This window comes from Enterobacter sp. Ap-1006 (genome assembly GCF_011752835.1).
Lineage (GTDB): Bacteria > Pseudomonadota > Gammaproteobacteria > Enterobacterales > Enterobacteriaceae > Cedecea.
On record NZ_VWWU01000008.1, the window covers coordinates 74,137 to 91,564 of the forward strand.

Here is a 17,428-nt window from a genome sequence, read left to right on the forward strand (position 1 = left end):
TAAGCCATCAACCTGGTTTTCGCCCAATTTCCGCAAAAGTAATGGCAAAGCTCAGGTTAAATACATAGAATCCCCAGCACATTCATAATGCCAGCCGTGTCCTATGCTCCAATTGCTTTACACCGTACTGCTTTACCTCATACAGCCACTCATCTGGCTGCGATTATGGGTGCGCGGTCGTAAAGCTCCTGCATACCGCAAACGCATTGGCGAGCGCTACGGCTTCTATAAAAAGCCGCTCAAGCCAGGTGGTATTATGTTGCATTCGGTTTCCGTTGGGGAAACGCTGGCCGCCATACCTCTGGTTCGCGCGCTTCGCCACCGCTATCCAGAATTGCCGATTACCGTCACGACAATGACACCAACCGGCTCAGAAAGGGTCATGTCCGCTTTCGGAGAAGACGTCCAGCACGTCTATCTGCCTTACGATTTACCGTGTGCGCTAAACCGCTTCCTGGATAAAGTCGATCCAAAGCTGGTGCTTATTATGGAAACCGAACTTTGGCCAAACCTGATAGCCGCGCTGCACAAACGCTATATTCCATTAGTGATTGCCAATGCCAGGCTTTCCGCGCGTTCGGCAAAGGGCTACGCAAAACTTGGTGACTTTGTCAGAACGCTGCTGCAGCGTATTACGCTTATTGCCGCACAGAACGAAGAAGATGGTGAACGCTTCATCTCACTGGGTGCAAAACGGAGCCAATTGACGGTTACCGGTAGCCTTAAGTTTGATATTTCGGTGACACCACAGCTGGCGGCTCGAGCCGTGACGCTGCGCCGGCAGTGGGCGCCGCACCGCCCGGTCTGGATAGCTACCAGCACGCACGAAGGCGAAGAAAGCATCGTCGTGCAAGCTCATCAGTCGCTTTTAAAGCAGTTTCCTAACTTATTGCTGATCCTTGTACCACGTCACCCGGAACGCTTCCCGGATGCAATCAATCTGGTCAGAAATGCTGGATTAAGCTACATCACTCGCTCTTCTGGAGAGGTACCGTCTTCCAGTACGCAGGTCGTCATTGGCGATACTATGGGTGAGTTGATGTTACTGTACGGGATTGCCGATCTGGCTTTTGTTGGCGGCTCGTTAGTTGAGCGCGGTGGCCATAATCCCCTCGAACCAGCCGCACACGCTATTCCAGTGTTAATGGGTCCACATACCTTTAACTTCAAAGATATCTGCGCGCGCCTGTCGCAGGCAGATGGCCTAATCACCGTGACGGACGAGCAGTCATTAGTAAAAGAGATTGCGTCTTTGCTCACAGATGAGGATTATCGTAACTTCTACGGGCGCCATGCTGTGGAAGTGCTTTACCAGAACCAGGGTGCATTGCAGCGCCTGTTACAGCTACTGGAACCTTATCTCCCCCCTAAAACACACTAAGGTCAGATATGCAAAAGCGGGCAATCTATCCGGGGACTTTCGATCCCATCACCAACGGCCATATTGATATCGTTACCCGTGCAGCCAGTATGTTTGACCAGGTGATCCTTGCGATTGCAGCAAGCCCCAGCAAGAATGCCTTGTTCACCCTGGATGAACGCGTTGCGCTGGCGCAGCAGGCACTTGCGCATTTACCCAACGTTCAGGTTCTCGGTTTCAGCGATTTAATGGCAAGCTTTGCACGTAACCAGCAGGCAAACGTGCTGGTGCGTGGGTTGCGTACCGCGGCTGATTTTGAATATGAAATGCAGCTGGCCCACATGAACCGCCATCTCATGCCTGAACTTGAAAGCGTGTTCCTGATGCCATCTAAAGAGTGGTCGTTTGTCTCTTCTTCCCTTGTCAAAGAAGTGGCGCGCCATCACGGAGATGTCGCCCACTTCCTGCCAGAGCATGTTTGTAAAGCGCTTATCGAAAGGCTTAAATAGCTATCGCTGACAGCGGCGACAATAGTAAGTGCTACGCTGGGCGTGCTTAGCGGCGGAGATCGGCGTACCGCATACCCTGCAAGGCTCTCCTTCCCGGCCATATACCTGCAGCTCCTGAGCAAAATAGCCTGGTTTGCCATCGGACTGAAGGAAGTCTTTTAAAGTGGTTCCACCTTGTTCTATTGAGCGTTGCAATACAGCTTTGATAGCTGCGACCAGAGTTTCAGACTCTTTATTTGATAGCGACTGCGCGCTACGGTCGGGATGGATCCCCGCTGCGAACAAGGATTCGCTGGCATAGATATTCCCCACCCCAACAACCAGTTTGTTATCCATTAGCCAGGGCTTGATAGCCGTTTTCTTTTTGGCCGATTTTTCGCGCAGGTATTCTGCACTGAATGTGTCGCTCAAAGGCTCCGGACCAAGGTGAGACAATACATTGCTCCCTTCCAGCTCTTTGACCCACAGCCAGGCGCCAAAGCGGCGGGGATCGGTATAGCGCAGAACTTTGCCGTTACCCATGATCAGATCGACATGATCGTGCTTTTCCGCAGGAAGTTCTTCCGCGAGGATCCTCAGGCTGCCGGACATTCCCAGGTGAATGATGATCCAGCCATCCGGTAGCTCCAGCAGCAAATACTTCGCCCGCCGCTGTACGCTCAACACTGGCTTATCGCTCAGAGCATGTATTTCATCAGAAACCGGCCAGCGCAGTCGAGCATTGCGCACAACGGCATACAGGATGGTTTCACCCACCAGGTGCGGCTCAATACCGCGACGACTGGTTTCTACCTCTGGTAATTCAGGCATCTCTCCTCCGGGAAGCAGGCATAAAAAAACCCGGCCTGAGCCGGGTTTCTTCAACAAAGTTACCAGAATTATTTAATTTTGGCTTCTTTGTATACAACGTGCTGACGGACAACTGGATCGAACTTTTTCAGTTCCAGTTTTTCCGGCTTAGTACGTTTGTTCTTCGTGGTGGTATAGAAGTGACCAGTACCAGCAGAAGAAACCAGCTTGATTTTCTCACGAATACCTTTAGCCATGATTTATTTCCTCTAAGTACTTAGTACTTTTCGCCACGGGCACGCAGTTCGGACAGAACTGTATCGATGCCTTTCTTATCGATTACACGCATACCTTTAGCAGATACACGCAGGGTGACAAAACGCTTCTCGCTCTCAACCCAGAAACGGTGAGAGTGCAGGTTCGGCAGGAAACGGCGTTTAGTCGCGTTCAGTGCGTGGGAACGGTTATTACCGGTCGCCGGACGCTTGCCAGTAACTTGGCAGACTCGGGACATGTCTATTCTCCAAAAATCAAATTAGCTCGAGCTTCGTATAGGGTTAGGCGCCTCGTCAGGCTGCAAGCCTGGTCCCTGGCGGTTCAATGTGAACCACAGTGCCAGGCGCATAATGCCAAACCCGAGATTCTCAAAGGTGGCGTAGTATACGCTGTGTGAGGCATGTGCTCAAGTCCCGAACAGACAAAGATCCCAATGGATCGCGCCTGATGGCTTAAATCCACCCTCGTTCAGCGAAAGAAACGTATTCTCCGTGACCAATAACCAGATGATCAAGCACTCGAATTTCCATAAACAGGCAAACTTTCACGATGCGTTCCGTAATAGCCCGGTCTGCTTTACTGGGTTCGGCCTTACCTGACGGGTGGTTGTGCGCCAGTATAATGGCACCGGCGTTGCATTTCATCGCTTCACGGACAATTTCTCTCGGGTGAACTTCAACGTGACTTAGCGTTCCGGCAAACAACCGCTCACATTTAATAACCTGATGCTGATTATTCAAAAACAGCACCATAAAGATTTCACGCTGCTCGGTCGTCAACTGACTCTGCACATACTCCCGCACCTTTCCAGGCGTAAGCAATGAGAGTTCTTTGATACCCTGAGACGAGTAATAACGCCTCGCCAGCTCGGCAATCGCGTTTAGTTGAGTGTATTTCGCTTCACCAATCCCCTTCACATCCTTGAAATGGGAATAATCTGCCGACAACAAGCGATGCAGGGAACCAAACTCACGCAGCAGCATATTGGCAAAAACCAAAACGTGCATTCCCTGGTGGCCAGTACGTAAAAAGAGCGCCAGCAGCTCAGTGTCGGTGAGAGCACCCACACCGAATTGCAGCAACTTTTCCCTGGGTAAATACGCGTTTTCAATCTCATTATCCCTGTCCATCGCACCTCTCCCTCTCTTAACCCTCTCATGATGCGGCCTTTTTTATTATCAGGCGATGAGCGGGTTTTGGTCTTGCGTAGTGCCTCGCAAACTGCAAAAAGTCGCCTGTCAGGGATTGTGATAAAATGGCCATTCGACTGTGACTTCCAACGGATAAAAATCATGATGGGACTTTCCGGCAAGAAAATTGTTCTTGGTGTGAGCGGCGGTATTGCAGCCTATAAAACACCTGAGCTGGTTCGTCGTCTGCGCGATCGCGGAGCGGATGTACGAGTGGTAATGACCGAGGCGGCAAAGGCCTTCATCACGCCACTAAGTTTGCAAGCAGTGTCCGGTTATCCGGTGTCCGACAGTTTGCTAGACCCCGCAGCAGAAGCCGCCATGGGCCACATCGAACTCGGCAAATGGGCAGATTTAGTGATACTCGCACCTGCGACAGCAGACCTGATTGCGCGCGTGACCGCAGGCATGGCAAACGACCTGGTCAGCACTATCTGCCTGGCAACCGCCGCACCGGTTGCCGTTGTTCCGGCAATGAACCAACAAATGTTCCGCGCGGCAGCCACTCAACATAATTTGGACGTGCTAAACGCTCGTGGTCTCCTGATTTGGGGCCCGGATAGCGGAAGCCAGGCCTGCGGCGATATTGGACCAGGCCGAATGTTAGATCCGCTAACGCTGGTTGATATGGCCGTTGAACATTTCTCCGTAGTCAAAGATCTGCAACATCTGAACGTCATGATTACCGCCGGCCCAACGCGCGAACGCCTGGATCCCGTCAGATACATTACTAACGACAGCTCAGGAAAGATGGGGTTTTCTATAGCCGCCGCAGCGGCAGCGCGCGGGGCAAACGTAACCCTGATTTCAGGTCCGGTAAATCTGCCTACTCCGGCATGGGTCAACCGCATTGACGTCACTACGGCGCTGGAAATGAATGAAGTGGTCCAAAAACGCGTCGCCGGGCAGCATATATTCATTGGCTGTGCCGCCGTTGCCGACTATCGAGCAGCCGTGGTTGCTGACGAGAAAATTAAAAAGCAAGGCGATGAAATTACGCTAAAAATGGTCAAAAACCCGGATGTTGTTGCGGGTGTTGCGGCGCTTTCTGAAGGACGTCCCTATGTAGTAGGGTTTGCCGCCGAAACAAATAATGTGGAAGAATACGCCCGGAAAAAGCGTGCCGCTAAAAACCTGGATCTGATCTGCGCCAATGACGTATCTCAGAATAATCAAGGGTTTAATAGCGATAATAACGCATTGCACCTTTTCTGGCAGGAGGGAGACAAAGTCTTACCGCTTGAGCGTAAAGCACTCCTTGGCCACCTTTTACTGGACGAGATCGTTACCCGCTATGATGAAAAAAATCGACGTTAAAATTCTGGACCCGCGAGTTGGTCAGCAATTCCCGTTACCAACTTACGCCACCTCCGGCTCTGCCGGTCTTGACCTGCGCGCTTGCCTGGATGACGCCGTAGAACTTGCGCCTGGTGCAACAACGCTGCTGCCAACCGGCCTGGCTATTCACATTGCTGACGCCTCTCTGGCAGCGGTCATCCTGCCTCGTTCTGGCCTGGGCCACAAACACGGTGTTGTGCTGGGTAACCTGGTGGGGCTGATTGACTCCGATTATCAAGGCCAGCTGATGGTTTCTGTCTGGAACCGCGGCCAGGACAGCTTCACCATTCAGCCCGGCGAACGCATTGCGCAGATGGTCTTTGTACCTGTTGTGCAGGCCGAATTTAACCTGGTTGAAGATTTTGACGCCAGCGACCGTGGCGAAGGCGGATTTGGTCATTCAGGCCGCCAGTAATACCGTTTTATCAACGTAACCCTACCGCGTAGATAACGTTAAAACAGACCGCAAACCAAGCGTTTGCGGGCGCGGTTCGGTGCTTACCTGACAAGGTATTTTTCAGGGGTATTTTAGAACATGGTAGAAAAACAGACCGCGAAAAGGAATCGTCGCGAGGAAATACTTCAGTCTCTGGCCCAAATGCTCGAATCCAGCGACGGCAGCCAGCGCATTACGACCGCTAAACTAGCGGCAACCGTTGGCGTGTCCGAAGCCGCACTTTATCGGCATTTTCCCAGCAAAATGAAAATGTTCGATAGCCTGATTGAGTTTATCGAAGATAGCCTGATTACCCGCATTAACCTGATTCTAAAAGATGAAAAAGACACGCTGGCCCGCCTGCGGTTGATCGTACTTTTGGTGTTGGGTTTTGGTGAACGGAACCCAGGTCTGACGCGTATCCTCACCGGGCACGCGCTGATGTTTGAGCAGGATCGCCTGCAGGATCGCATCAACCAGCTTTTTGAACGCATTGAGGTTCAGCTGCGCCAGGTTATGCGTGAAAAGAAAATGCGCGAAGGCGAAGGGTTTAGCACCGATGAATCCTTGCTGGCGAGCCAGCTACTGGCTTTCTGTGAAGGAATGCTGTCACGATTTGTGAGAAGTGATTTCCGCTATCTGCCTACGGATGATTTTGATACCCGCTGGCCGCTGATTGCTGCTCAGCTTTACTAGTAGATAAGGGCCGGAAGGCCCTTATTTATTTTCCGACTTAGACGCCGAACTCTTCGCGATATTTACGCACTGCAGCCAGCTTGTCCGCCATTTCTGGCTTCTCTTCCAGGTAAGAAATCAGGTCTTTGAGCGTGATGATCGAAGTGACTTTACACTGATAGTCGCGCTCAACTTCCTGAATGGCGGAGATATCCGCACGGCCACGCTCCTGTCGGTCGAGAGAAATAAGCACCCCGGCAAGGCTCGCACCGTTCGCGGCAATGATCTCCATTGACTCACGAATAGCGGTCCCAGCAGTTATCACATCGTCCACCAGCATAACGCGGCCCTGAAGCGCACTGCCCACCAAATTACCGCCTTCGCCATGATCTTTCGCTTCTTTGCGGTTAAAGCAGTAAGGCACATCGCGCTCGTGGTGCTCAGCCAGTGCCACCGCGGTCGTTGTCGCGATAGGAATGCCTTTATAGGCCGGGCCAAAGAGCAGATCAAAATCGATGCCGGAGTCCATCAGAGCGGCAGCATAGAAACGCCCTAATAACGCCAGATCGCGCCCGGTATTAAACAGCCCGGCGTTGAAGAAATAGGGGCTAGTGCGCCCGGATTTCAGCGTGAATTCGCCAAACTTGAGTACCTGTTTGTTAAGCGCAAACTCAATAAACTGGCGCTGATACGGTTTCATGGATTTGCTCCTTAGCATTGTGACACGGACATAAAAAAAGCGACTTCTCAGTCGCTTTTAAAAAATTAATTTTCTAACGCCGCCTTCTGCGACGCGATGATGGAATCAATGCCCCCTCGAGCCAACGCCAGTAGCGCCAGTAACTCTTCGTGGGAGAACGGCTCGCCTTCCGCAGTACCCTGCACCTCAATCATGCGCCCGTCTTCCATCATGACAACATTCATGTCGGTTTCGGCTGCCGAGTCTTCGACATATTCCAGATCGCAGAGAGCTTCACCGTTGACGATACCAACGGAAACCGCCGCAACCATCCCTTTCATAGGATTAGTTTTCAGTTTGCCAGAAGCGACCAGACCGTTTAACGCATCGGCCAGCGCTACACAGGCACCGGTGATGGACGCGGTACGAGTGCCGCCGTCGGCCTGCAGAACGTCGCAGTCCAGGGTGATGGTGAATTCACCTAATGCTTTTAGGTCCACCGCTGCGCGTAATGAACGGGCGATGAGACGTTGAATCTCGAGAGTACGGCCACCTTGTTTGCCTTTGGCCGCTTCACGGGCATTGCGGCTATGGGTTGCACGCGGCAGCATGCCGTATTCAGCGGTGATCCAGCCCTGGCCCTGACCTTTCAGGAAGCGAGGCACGCCTTCTTCAAGGGTCGCGGTGCACAACACTTTGGTATCACCGAACTCGACAAGCACGGAACCTTCAGCGTGTTTAGTGTAATGACGGGTCAGGGTAACTGGGCGCACTTGTTCGGCGCTACGACCTGATGGACGCATGGGCTTTTCTCCGGCTAAAACGAATGTGGCTGCGCATTATACGGACTTCAGGCGCTTATTCCTATCCTGCAAGACCCCTGATGGCTATAATCCCCCCATACATTAGCTGAAAACGGGTACGTACTATGATCCGCAGTATGACCGCCTACGCCCGGCGTGAAGTAAAAGGTGAATGGGGCTCCGCCTCCTGGGAATTACGCTCGGTAAACCAGCGCTATCTCGAAACGTATATCCGCATGCCGGAACAGTTCCGCAGTCTTGAGCCTGTTGCTCGTGAGCGCATTCGCAACCGCCTCACCCGCGGCAAAATTGAATGCAACCTGCGCTTTGAGCCCGATGCCCGTTCACAAGGATCGCTGATTCTTAATGAAAAGCTGGCTAAGCAGCTGGTTGAGGCCGCTAACTGGGTCAAAATGCAAAGCGATGAAGGCGAAATCAACCCGGTTGATATTCTACGCTGGCCAGGCGTGATGGCCGCTCAGGAGCAGGATCTTGATGCGATCACCGCTGAAATCCTTTCCGCTCTTGATGGCGCCCTGGACGACTTTATTGTTGCCCGTGAAACCGAAGGTCAGGCCCTGAAAGGGCTGATTGAACAACGCCTGGAAGGCGTCAGCGCCGAAGTGGTTAAAGTCCGTGCACAAATGCCAGAAGTAGTGAAATGGCAGCGCGAGCGCCTGGTTAACAAGCTGGAAGAGGCCGAAGTTCAGCTTGAGAACAACCGCCTTGAACAAGAACTGGTGCTGATGGCACAGCGCATTGACGTCGCGGAAGAGCTGGACCGTCTGGAAGCCCACGTCAAAGAGACCTACAACATCCTGAAAAAGAAAGAAGCCGTTGGTCGTCGCCTCGACTTTATGATGCAGGAGTTTAACCGCGAGTCGAATACTCTGGCCTCCAAGTCTATCAATGCCGACGTGACCAATTCAGCTATCGAGCTGAAAGTCCTGATCGAGCAGATGCGCGAACAGATTCAGAATATCGAGTAGTGTTTCACGCGATCTCATAGAGTCTCATCGCATCTCACCGCCTAAAAAAGCCATTGTAAAAAATGGCTTTTTTTGTTTTATATAGTCTCATATCGTATCACTACAGCGCATGTTTTAGGTGTACTTAAAGGTGTACTTACTCGGTTTTATGCACACCACTTTAAGTACACCCCATCTGGTAACGAGTGACATATGAGCAAATTGACAGACATACAGATTCGTACATGGATAAAAAACAAAGAAAATTTCGCGGGACGCTCCGATGGAAATGGGCTATATATCTGTTTTCCAGAGACATATAGCGCCCCATTCTGGCGCTTTCGTTACAAAATGGCGGGTAAAGCCAGAGTGATGCTCATTGGCTACTACTCCAGCATTTCACTTGCCAAAGCGCGGGAAATCGCTAAAGAGCTTTCCGCTCGTGTCGCTCTGGGCCATGACGTAGCGGGAGAGAAGCAAGAACGCAAAGCAGAAGCGTTGAAGAAAATGGAGGAAGAAAAACACGCATTACGTGTTTCAGAGTTAGCCGCCGAATACTTTGAACGCCAGATCCTGACCCGCTGGAAGCATCCGGACATTCTGCGCCGTCGCATAGACAAGGACATCAACCCTAATATCGGGCACCTCAGAATAGAAGATGTTCGTCCCTTCCATATTGATGACATGCTGCAAAAAATCGTTCAGCGTGGTGCACCGACAATCGCTAACGATGTGTTGAGATGGACTCGCCGCATATTCGATTACGGCATAAAACGGCATATGTTGGAAACGAATCCTACTGGCGCTTTTGAAATCGCTGATGCTGGTGGACAGGAACAAAGCCGGGAGCGCTGGCTCAGTCGTGAAGAACTCGTGCAGTTCTTCCAGACCATGCCAAAGACAAAGGGTTTCTCACGTCAAAATGAGTTAACCATGAAACTTATTCTGGTTTTCTGCTGCCGAAAAATGGAGTTTTGCGGCGCTGCATGGGAAGAATTCGACTTTAAAAATGCCATCTGGCATCTGCCTGCTGAACGGGTAAAAAACGGCGATGCGATCGATATCCCTATTCCTGCTCCTGCGCTTGAATGGCTACAGGAACTTCATTGTATGTCATTTAATAGTAAGTGGGTTCTTCCGGCCAGAAAAATGCAGCATCGAATGATCCCCCATATTCAGGAAAGTACATTATCTGTAGCGTTAGGAAAAATTAAAGCTAACATGCCTAACGTCCCTAACTTCACTATTCATGATTTCCGGCGTACAGCACGCTCACATCTGGCCGCGCTGGGAATAGATCCCATAGTTGCTGAACGTTGCTTAAATCACCGTATCAAGGGCGTTGAAGGTATTTATAATCGTTACCAATATTTTGATGAACGTAAAGCAGCATTAGAGCTATGGATTAATTTACTCTTATCTTTAGAAAAAGGTGAAAATTATAACGTAACGCCATTAAGAAAGGATATTGCGTAAGTTTTCCTCTATTTTAAACCCCTTATTTCCAACCTGAACTATTTCAGGTTGGAAATTGGCATTCCCAAACTAATTACTTCTTCTTGTATTTCCCATCCATAGCACCTATAGCTGATACGCCGCAGTAGTTGTCACATTTGTCAGTAATAACCTGTATAGTGCCATTTTGTTGTTCACTGATAACTACTGCGCACATACTTTCTTTATCGCTATACACCCATTGATTACGTAACCCTTTCTCTGCCCCAATTGATATAGCTTCACCATATACTTCACATATTGATGTATCACCATGTGAAGCATTAATATTGAATTCAGCAATCTCACCTCTCGGAGAAAGGGATAAAATACCATTACGTTTAACATATTCGCCAGCATGTGCCAGAGATACACTCGTGATTAAAATAAATGCTATCGTTATCTTTTTCATCATAATTCCATTATAATATAAAAATATTTATCTTTTATATAACAGATGGTTACCGATATGTTTTGGTACTTGAAAAGCTAGTTTTCCTTGTTTCCACCCCTTGCTCCTGATATGTGTCACCACAAACAACACAACGATATTTTCTGGTGACATCATATTTTTCTTCCGTCCAATTTTCATGTATTAAAATATGCTTACCTTCACGATCACCTGATGTTACCCGACCTCCATTTTTGACTGCACTACGAGGTATAGCGGATAAAAATATCTCTTCTGTATCAAGAAGCTCAATACTATATGTTGCATTGCAAGCCTCACATTGATAATCACCAGAGAGAAAATAAATAGTAACCTTAGTTGCAATAAAAAAAGATGCCGTAAATACTATTAAGGACAAACCTATTCTCGCAAACATAGGTTCAATAGCAAAAATAAAATAAACAGCACCCGCAATTAATAATGCGATGCCAGCGCCATACCCGATAGCTCTAAGAACTATTTCATTCTTGATTTTTTTCTGTGAAGCAGAAAGATTCTCGCTCATAATCCACCCATTCAAAAATAGTTAATCTCTAAACCTAGTTAATTTGTCGTTTATCTTAACGACAAGTTAACTTTAATAAAACACGCGATTTATTCATAAAATATTGTTCATGAAGGCTCCAATCGTATAGGTTCGTAAAATATAAGGTGACTCGATAAGTTTAAAAGTTCCTGCACCAACGATATGATTCATTACTTTTACATTTTGGGAAGATGACTTTTCGTGTGATTGTGTTCGATGGTAAAATGCAGAATATGCAACCAACCCTTCCCCCCAACTAATATTTCTAGTTGGAGCAACAATTGCATTGCAGAAAGATTTATGCAGAGTAAATAATTCTGCTACTCCATTGCCAACAGAGCAACTTGAGAAACAAATACACTTCCCTCGTAAAATTGGCCATGCAAGACGGTCGAAATCACGCCACGTAACAATATCACCGTCAGTAAGAGAAAAACCTTCATCAAAACCGTGCGCACTGATATGAATGTATTTTATATTTTCTCGCTTGGCTATGTTTAAAGCTTTAATAAACATTTTCTCATTAATCACCTCTATGCTTTTTGCATTAACACCCTGTAGTTGAAGTACACGTTTTAATGTATCTCCTTCGCATCTGCCATCATAAATATCCTGATCACTGCGTGATTCGATAATCAATATTTCTTGTTTTCTCATCAGCCATGCCAAACAAGCTATTCGTTTAAGAGTTTGTTATAGACTTATCAAAAAGATCTCTTATTACGGGAACAAAATGAACTTTTGCTCTCGTAAAAGCGGCTGATTACGAGGTATCCAATCTCTTGCTCCCTTCCCTTCATCACTATGGCTATAGATGCGCAAAATACATTTATAATCCATAGATGATGTTCATACAAGAGCAAAATGACCACAAAATTCCATCTATAGACATTTTATAGGTGAAGAGTGGTACGTATGGCTCAGTTATCTTCGGACAGTGCAGACAAACAGGTAGGCCAACGCATTCAAATGCGTCGTAAAGAACTGGGAATAACAGCTCAGCATTTAGCAGAACTCGTTGATATATCTCACCAACAACTATCGCGATACGAGCGCGGAACAAACAAGATCAACGTGGCGCATCTGGTGAATATCGCCATTACACTTGATACACCAATTAGCTGGTTTTTCATTGATTGTTTCACGGAACCAGATAGCCATAAACAGAAACAACTCGAATATGTACCAGTAAAGGATGCGGATCTGAAAAGCCGATTTGAAAAAATTTGGCCTCGGCTGACACATAAGCAGAGGCGTATATTGATTATGCTTCTTGATGAATATACCAAACAGTAATAAATATCAAGAGTTATTTCAGACAGGAATATTATTCTATTCCTGATGACTTAATGGGTAAAGGTTTTTTAAAATCGTGATCTAATTGCTTTAACGTCTCAATTACCTTTTCTTTATCCAACACTCTTTTTAGTGCTTTTTCACTCCACGAAGAATTTTTCCCGCCTTTAATCACCGATAAGGGGGTGAGCATTTTATCAGATGTCATCTTTGCTATGATTTCATTATCAGAGTAATTTTTATCATGTTTTAAATGATTCACAATTTTATATAACCGATAAAATTTTTTAGCTGTTCGTGATTTAGGTTTGTAAATCGATGATTCCCTTTCAATACGAAGCAAGTGAATCAAACTAGCTGAGTAAATTTCTATCAGGTTACGTTTTTTTGCCTCTGGACGTTGATATCCTAAAATTTCGCAAATATCCGATAACGACTCATAATCGGTATTATCCAATCTTATTGTAATACTATGTTCGCCAAGTTTTTCAAGTTTCTCTTTACGCTTATTTTGATATTCAACATCCCTTTTTCTTCTAACAACTAATTCATTAGCTTTTTCTGCTTTTGTTTTTTTCGTCATTCTTATTCCAACCACGCGTTAAAAATATCAGATCTGACGATCAGATTAATGTTCGATACACGATTGTCAAGATTGGATCTGATGATCAGATTAAAATCATTTTTTATAAATCTGACGATCAGATAATTTAACCCCAAATCCAGAAAAAAATAACATTTAATATCAATGCATTAAACAACAAAAAATCTGATCGTCAGATTTACAAAAACCAGTATAAAAACGTATAAATCGAAAACTGTAAAGAATCTTCGTATCAATCCGATACGCAAATCGAACAGGTTTTGAGATGAATTTTTCACGTTTGATCAAGATGAAAATGGTTCTTGAATTGTGCGCTATATCCCGTGCAACGCTGTATCGCCAGATCAAAGCAGGCCACTTCCCTGAACCAGTTCGCTTAACAGGTGGGACAAATGACCAAAGTAATTCTTCTCGTGCGATTGCATGGCGAGAGGAAGAAATACTTCAATGGATTATGAGTCGCCAAAAAGTACCTTTAGCGCAGGAACATACGAATTAACCCTCCCATAACTAATATACCGTTGCTCTAATAGCACGTTATATACACACACATAGTATGTCTAATAGCACGTTATATACACACACATAGTATGTCTGAATAGAGAATATATCAGTTAAACATGCTTCAATAGCCATTAGGAGCATTTACACCCTATTAGGGTAAGTATCAACTGTCATTGTTCTCTATTCTATATATGGCTATTAGCCGTAAGGAATAACAATGCTATTAAATAAGCACAATATCGAATTTTGTTCTTCTATGAGAATTGGTAAGGACAATTTTGGACATTCATTAAAAATGCGAATTGATGGACTTGCAATTGTAAGTTGCTTCCTCAACAAAGCTGAGAAGAAGAGAGTATATTCTAAACTTAGAAAAATGAGAAAATTTAACTATAAAAAATATAGAGTGAGATACATAAAAAACAAAAAAGGTAAACCCTATCGTAACGCGCTATTAATCATGGGAATCAAAGAAAACTCTCCTGTTTTATTACGAATTGACTATTCACCAATAAATCATAACTCAGGAGGTATACGCTTAGATTTCCACCCCCAACATCTGACTGCAAGTAAGATCGATCATCTACTATCGTGGATGAATCAACGATTAGGGGAAGTATTTTATCACCTATTGGCACGATCATGGATTACACGAATAGATGTTGCTGTCGATATTTATGGTTGTCAGTTAGATAACTATATATGGGGATTGGAACGAGCAGGAAAAACATCGTATCGCAATAATAAAAAGAGTTTACCGAGTGTCAGGATCGGCAGTTCACGTTCTATTTTATATATTCTTTGCTATGAGAAGATAGATGCTCATGGAAGCAAACAACTCACTTTTCGGGAGAAATCCAGATTCATTAATATCAATCTGAATGAGCATCGGCAATTCTTGCGTATCGAGTCCCGATACCAACCCAATGCCACGCCTACGAGCAAGAGAGGTAATGCCCTGATGCTGGCTCACCTTCTGAGTATGGGAAACCCTTTCGAACGACTTCAAGTCTACTCGGACGATTTAGCATATGAGCTACTAACTAAGGGATACATTCGCGCGATTCCAGCAGAACCCAGCATAGCGGCATTGAAACGCTCTATAGTGCGAAACATGCAGAACTCACGTTTGCCCCGTGAGGTCATTGGCATAATCGTTAAGCATGAAATTGAGCTACTCAATAAGAATACAATTTGGGAGCAGTGGTCGCTCTGTGTTGAACGATTAAGCAGCATATTTAACATATCGTCTGTTTTCTTTCTACATAACAAAGAGTCAGATCGAACAAATCCACAAACCAGAAGATAAAATCTATTACTTCATATCTATTTATTTAACGTAAAAATTTCAATTAGGAAAAGGCTATGATTAATCATAGCCTTTTCCAGGATAACCACCATAATAAAGCAATTTATCTATTTCAACTTCACCCATCAGTAACTGCCGTAATTAAAATTAGAAATCACTATAGCTACCACGTCACGCTACATTATAAAAACACACATTGGCTGTAATAAAAAAGGTCATGCTACTTAAAAATATTTTACTTAAGATATCCCCGTGATATCCTCTTCAAGCTCTTTAACTGCGGATGTTATCTTGTAATTAAACTTCCTTTCCACCTCAGAGTCCCTCAATTTGTTAGCTGCCTCTCTCCCAATCCACATAGAAACTACTTCACGTTTCTGTTCTATAGTGAGATTGTCAAAATTGGGGATATATCTTGATGTAAATGCCACTCCACGATTTATTTCATAAAATGTCTTTATCAAGGATTTTGCTTTTATATCATCACCCAGTCCAAACCGCTTAATAAAATTTGTAACAGTATGGTTAACTGCTCGTAATTGAGCGGTACTTGAAATCTGAGAAAAATAAGAAACCCAACCAAGACGTTTACCACCGAAAATACAACCTGTAATTCTTAAATTGAGTTTCCATTTACAATAAGCGATTGCTTTTTCTTTATCCCGCTTATTTTTAGCCTGCGAAAGCGCGTGTCTATAGGCAGTGAATATCTTTGCGAGTGATGACTCAAAACGAAGAATACTATCCCTTTTAATTAAAAGTTCTTCACCAATAATTTGATACCCTAAAAAACTAAAGGGTGTACCTATCACACCCACTACTGATTTAGAGTTTTCTTCGTTGAGCGGATGTGGTTTCAGCTCTATTGATTCTAATTTTCTGATAACATTTTCTGCTACGATACTTGCTTGACCGGAAGTAGTTAAAATTAATATGTCATCAACATATCTTTTAAACCATATATTAGGATCAGATGACAATTCATTATCAAGCTTTCCAAGTGATATTTCGGCAAGGATATTAGAAATAGCTAAACCTTGAGGGACGCCTTTTGTATTCGGCATGGCATGCTTACTACCCTTAAATTCATTAACTGTAGGTACAGCTAATGCCGACATAATTAGTGTTCTAAATTCTTTTTTCCTGATTCGGCTTTTTATCGCGTGTTCTATAAGTGAGTGTTCAATTGAAGGGTAAAAAGATTTAAGATCAATCTTGGCATATTCTGTGAATTTTTTCTCGTGCAATGCCTCTTTCAAAGAATCCATGACGGTATGTGGTAACTTAAGTCTCGCTTCGGGAAATACATCTGACAAGCACTCACATAATGCTCTTAGAGTTATTCTATCTCTAGCAGTGGGAATTGAAATTTGTCTAGGATTAGAGTTTGCACCTTTTGAAATTAATTTTTCTTTGTATGCTGTGAATTTATAGATTCCAGCATTAACTTTTTTTGAAATAATTTCCAGTTCATCATTAAGGTTTTTTTCTAAATTCGATGGACGGACTCTATCTATACCAATAGCACCAGAACTTTTTATTTTGTTTTGATAAATAGATTTAAGATTCCTTATGGAAAATTTCCCTTTAAACTTACGCGCCGCATTCATAATTAATCCACATCAGAATCAAAGGAGTTAAATACAATAGAGATATAATGGTGATCCTTACTATTTTAAAACGTCTAACTTCTTTTATCTCTTCTATAGTTGGGTTTCGCGTTGTTAATGTTAAATGGGAGGAAACTCTCGCCATTTTATCGTCGATTTCTTTATGGTTCTCAACCTCACTCAAGAGATCATTATATGCTGCAATTTGAGCTGACGTGAGAGAGTGTTCTTGAGGAATTTCAGCATATAATTTCTGGAGAGCTAAATAATTTTTTCGCATTGCAATAGCTCGTCCACGAAAATCCAGATTAGATACTACTAGCGACACACCGAGTAAAACAATAGACAGAATAGCAGCCCAAATATCTGTATTATCTCCAATAATCTTAGGATAACGTATTGTTATAACAGAAAGCACCGCTCCCAAAATAGCATACCAGACAAGAAGAAACTGCGAATGTTTTTCCATCAATTCAAGACGATGATGTGCGTTTATACGAGCTTTGTAAGTAAACCAAATATTATCCCGCACAAATCCCCCTGTTAGTTTGAAGAAAGAAGGGACAGGAACTATTGAGAACCGTTGAACATCCCGTAGGATCAGTGAGCCG

22 protein-coding genes are annotated in these 17,428 nt (G+C 45.1%); 10 read left to right on the forward strand and 12 right to left on the reverse strand.

From position 1 onward, the window contains the following. Positions 1–103: 103 nt before the first annotated feature. Together waaA and coaD are read left to right on the forward strand one after the other, a co-directional pair. Complete coding sequence (gene waaA / locus F3J28_RS20690; RefSeq protein WP_166879358.1) at positions 104–1,381, forward strand: lipid IV(A) 3-deoxy-D-manno-octulosonic acid transferase; 1,278 nt, start codon at positions 104–106, stop codon at positions 1,379–1,381. Positions 1,382–1,389: 8 nt separating this feature from the next. After that, complete coding sequence (gene coaD, locus F3J28_RS20695) at positions 1,390–1,869, forward strand: pantetheine-phosphate adenylyltransferase (protein WP_008457448.1); 480 nt, start codon at positions 1,390–1,392, stop codon at positions 1,867–1,869. Here the strand turns inward: coaD and mutM are convergent, their stop codons facing one another. The 4 genes from mutM to radC form a co-directional block, all read right to left on the reverse strand. Next, positions 1,870–2,679 (reverse strand): bifunctional DNA-formamidopyrimidine glycosylase/DNA-(apurinic or apyrimidinic site) lyase, encoded by an 810-nt coding sequence (gene mutM / locus F3J28_RS20700; protein WP_166879361.1) that lies wholly within the window; start codon positions 2,677–2,679, stop codon positions 1,870–1,872. A 68-nt stretch (positions 2,680–2,747) separates the two neighbouring features. Beyond that, a complete protein-coding gene (rpmG, locus tag F3J28_RS20705) occupies positions 2,748–2,915 on the reverse strand; it encodes a 50S ribosomal protein L33 (RefSeq protein WP_002436700.1) in 168 nt (55 codons plus the stop codon). 20 nt (positions 2,916–2,935) lie between these two features. Further along, positions 2,936–3,172: a 50S ribosomal protein L28 gene (gene rpmB, locus F3J28_RS20710; RefSeq protein ID WP_008457442.1), complete on the reverse strand. Its 237-nt coding sequence runs from the start codon at positions 3,170–3,172 to the stop codon at positions 2,936–2,938. A gap of 214 nt (positions 3,173–3,386) precedes the next feature. Then, complete coding sequence (gene radC, locus F3J28_RS20715) at positions 3,387–4,064, reverse strand: RadC family protein (RefSeq protein ID WP_166879364.1); 678 nt, start codon at positions 4,062–4,064, stop codon at positions 3,387–3,389. Between the two features lie 165 nt (positions 4,065–4,229). On the opposite strand from radC, the gene coaBC reads away from it, so the two are divergent. From coaBC to slmA, 3 genes are all read left to right on the forward strand, one after another. Continuing rightward, positions 4,230–5,441 carry a bifunctional phosphopantothenoylcysteine decarboxylase/phosphopantothenate--cysteine ligase CoaBC gene (gene coaBC / locus F3J28_RS20720; protein WP_205247273.1) on the forward strand — a complete coding sequence of 404 codons (1,212 nt, stop codon included), beginning with the start codon at positions 4,230–4,232 and terminating at the stop codon, positions 5,439–5,441. Next, positions 5,419–5,877 (forward strand): dUTP diphosphatase, encoded by a 459-nt coding sequence (dut, locus tag F3J28_RS20725; protein WP_034808728.1) that lies wholly within the window; start codon positions 5,419–5,421, stop codon positions 5,875–5,877. Before coaBC ends, dut begins: the two co-directional genes overlap by 23 nt. Positions 5,878–5,997: 120 nt before the next feature. After that, on the forward strand, positions 5,998–6,594 hold the full coding sequence (slmA, locus tag F3J28_RS20730; protein WP_166879369.1) for a nucleoid occlusion factor SlmA: 597 nt from the start codon (positions 5,998–6,000) through the stop codon (positions 6,592–6,594). Between the two features lie 37 nt (positions 6,595–6,631). On the opposite strand, the gene pyrE is transcribed toward slmA, so the two are convergent. Both pyrE and rph read right to left on the reverse strand, forming a co-directional pair. Further along, positions 6,632–7,273 carry an orotate phosphoribosyltransferase gene (gene pyrE / locus F3J28_RS20735; protein ID WP_166879372.1) on the reverse strand — a complete coding sequence of 214 codons (642 nt, stop codon included), beginning with the start codon at positions 7,271–7,273 and terminating at the stop codon, positions 6,632–6,634. A gap of 65 nt (positions 7,274–7,338) precedes the next feature. Continuing rightward, complete coding sequence (gene rph / locus F3J28_RS20740) at positions 7,339–8,055, reverse strand: ribonuclease PH (RefSeq protein WP_008457427.1); 717 nt, start codon at positions 8,053–8,055, stop codon at positions 7,339–7,341. 125 nt (positions 8,056–8,180) lie between these two features. Between rph and F3J28_RS20745 the strand changes: the two genes are divergently transcribed. Together F3J28_RS20745 and F3J28_RS20750 are read left to right on the forward strand one after the other, a co-directional pair. Continuing rightward, positions 8,181–9,044, forward strand: a complete 864-nt coding sequence (locus tag F3J28_RS20745; RefSeq protein ID WP_008457425.1) for a YicC/YloC family endoribonuclease — start codon at positions 8,181–8,183, stop codon at positions 9,042–9,044. A gap of 192 nt (positions 9,045–9,236) precedes the next feature. Continuing rightward, entirely contained in the window at positions 9,237–10,499 is a 1,263-nt protein-coding gene (locus tag F3J28_RS20750; RefSeq protein WP_166879375.1) for a tyrosine-type recombinase/integrase, read from the forward strand. 73 nt (positions 10,500–10,572) lie between these two features. Here the strand turns inward: F3J28_RS20750 and F3J28_RS20755 are convergent, their stop codons facing one another. The 3 genes from F3J28_RS20755 to F3J28_RS20765 all read right to left on the reverse strand — a co-directional run bounded on the left by F3J28_RS20755 (position 10,573) and on the right by F3J28_RS20765 (position 12,151). Further along, entirely contained in the window at positions 10,573–10,929 is a 357-nt protein-coding gene (locus tag F3J28_RS20755) for a hypothetical protein (RefSeq protein WP_032623045.1), read from the reverse strand. Positions 10,930–10,978: 49 nt separating this feature from the next. Continuing rightward, positions 10,979–11,473 carry a hypothetical protein gene (locus tag F3J28_RS20760; RefSeq protein ID WP_166879378.1) on the reverse strand — a complete coding sequence of 165 codons (495 nt, stop codon included), beginning with the start codon at positions 11,471–11,473 and terminating at the stop codon, positions 10,979–10,981. A 93-nt stretch (positions 11,474–11,566) separates the two neighbouring features. Further along, positions 11,567–12,151 carry a hypothetical protein gene (locus tag F3J28_RS20765; RefSeq protein ID WP_166879381.1) on the reverse strand — a complete coding sequence of 195 codons (585 nt, stop codon included), beginning with the start codon at positions 12,149–12,151 and terminating at the stop codon, positions 11,567–11,569. 258 nt (positions 12,152–12,409) lie between these two features. Here F3J28_RS20765 and F3J28_RS20770 point away from each other — a divergent pair, with 258 nt between their 5' ends. Further along, positions 12,410–12,790 carry a helix-turn-helix domain-containing protein gene (locus F3J28_RS20770; RefSeq protein WP_032623044.1) on the forward strand — a complete coding sequence of 127 codons (381 nt, stop codon included), beginning with the start codon at positions 12,410–12,412 and terminating at the stop codon, positions 12,788–12,790. A gap of 31 nt (positions 12,791–12,821) precedes the next feature. Here F3J28_RS20770 and F3J28_RS20775 read toward each other — a convergent pair whose 3' ends face one another. Next, complete coding sequence (locus tag F3J28_RS20775; protein ID WP_166879384.1) at positions 12,822–13,373, reverse strand: hypothetical protein; 552 nt, start codon at positions 13,371–13,373, stop codon at positions 12,822–12,824. 286 nt (positions 13,374–13,659) lie between these two features. Here F3J28_RS20775 and F3J28_RS20780 point away from each other — a divergent pair, with 286 nt between their 5' ends. Then, positions 13,660–13,893: a helix-turn-helix transcriptional regulator gene (locus tag F3J28_RS20780; RefSeq protein ID WP_032623043.1), complete on the forward strand. Its 234-nt coding sequence runs from the start codon at positions 13,660–13,662 to the stop codon at positions 13,891–13,893. Between the two features lie 222 nt (positions 13,894–14,115). Next, on the forward strand, positions 14,116–15,207 hold the full coding sequence (locus F3J28_RS20785) for a hypothetical protein (RefSeq protein WP_166879386.1): 1,092 nt from the start codon (positions 14,116–14,118) through the stop codon (positions 15,205–15,207). A gap of 239 nt (positions 15,208–15,446) precedes the next feature. Here F3J28_RS20785 and F3J28_RS20790 read toward each other — a convergent pair whose 3' ends face one another. Next, positions 15,447–16,817 (reverse strand): reverse transcriptase domain-containing protein, encoded by a 1,371-nt coding sequence (locus tag F3J28_RS20790; RefSeq protein ID WP_166879389.1) that lies wholly within the window; start codon positions 16,815–16,817, stop codon positions 15,447–15,449. Beyond that, positions 16,801–17,349, reverse strand: coding sequence for an SLATT domain-containing protein (locus tag F3J28_RS20795; RefSeq protein ID WP_050110121.1), 549 nt, complete (start codon positions 17,347–17,349; stop codon positions 16,801–16,803). Before F3J28_RS20795 ends, F3J28_RS20790 begins: the two co-directional genes overlap by 17 nt. Positions 17,350–17,428: the final 79 nt, after the last annotated feature.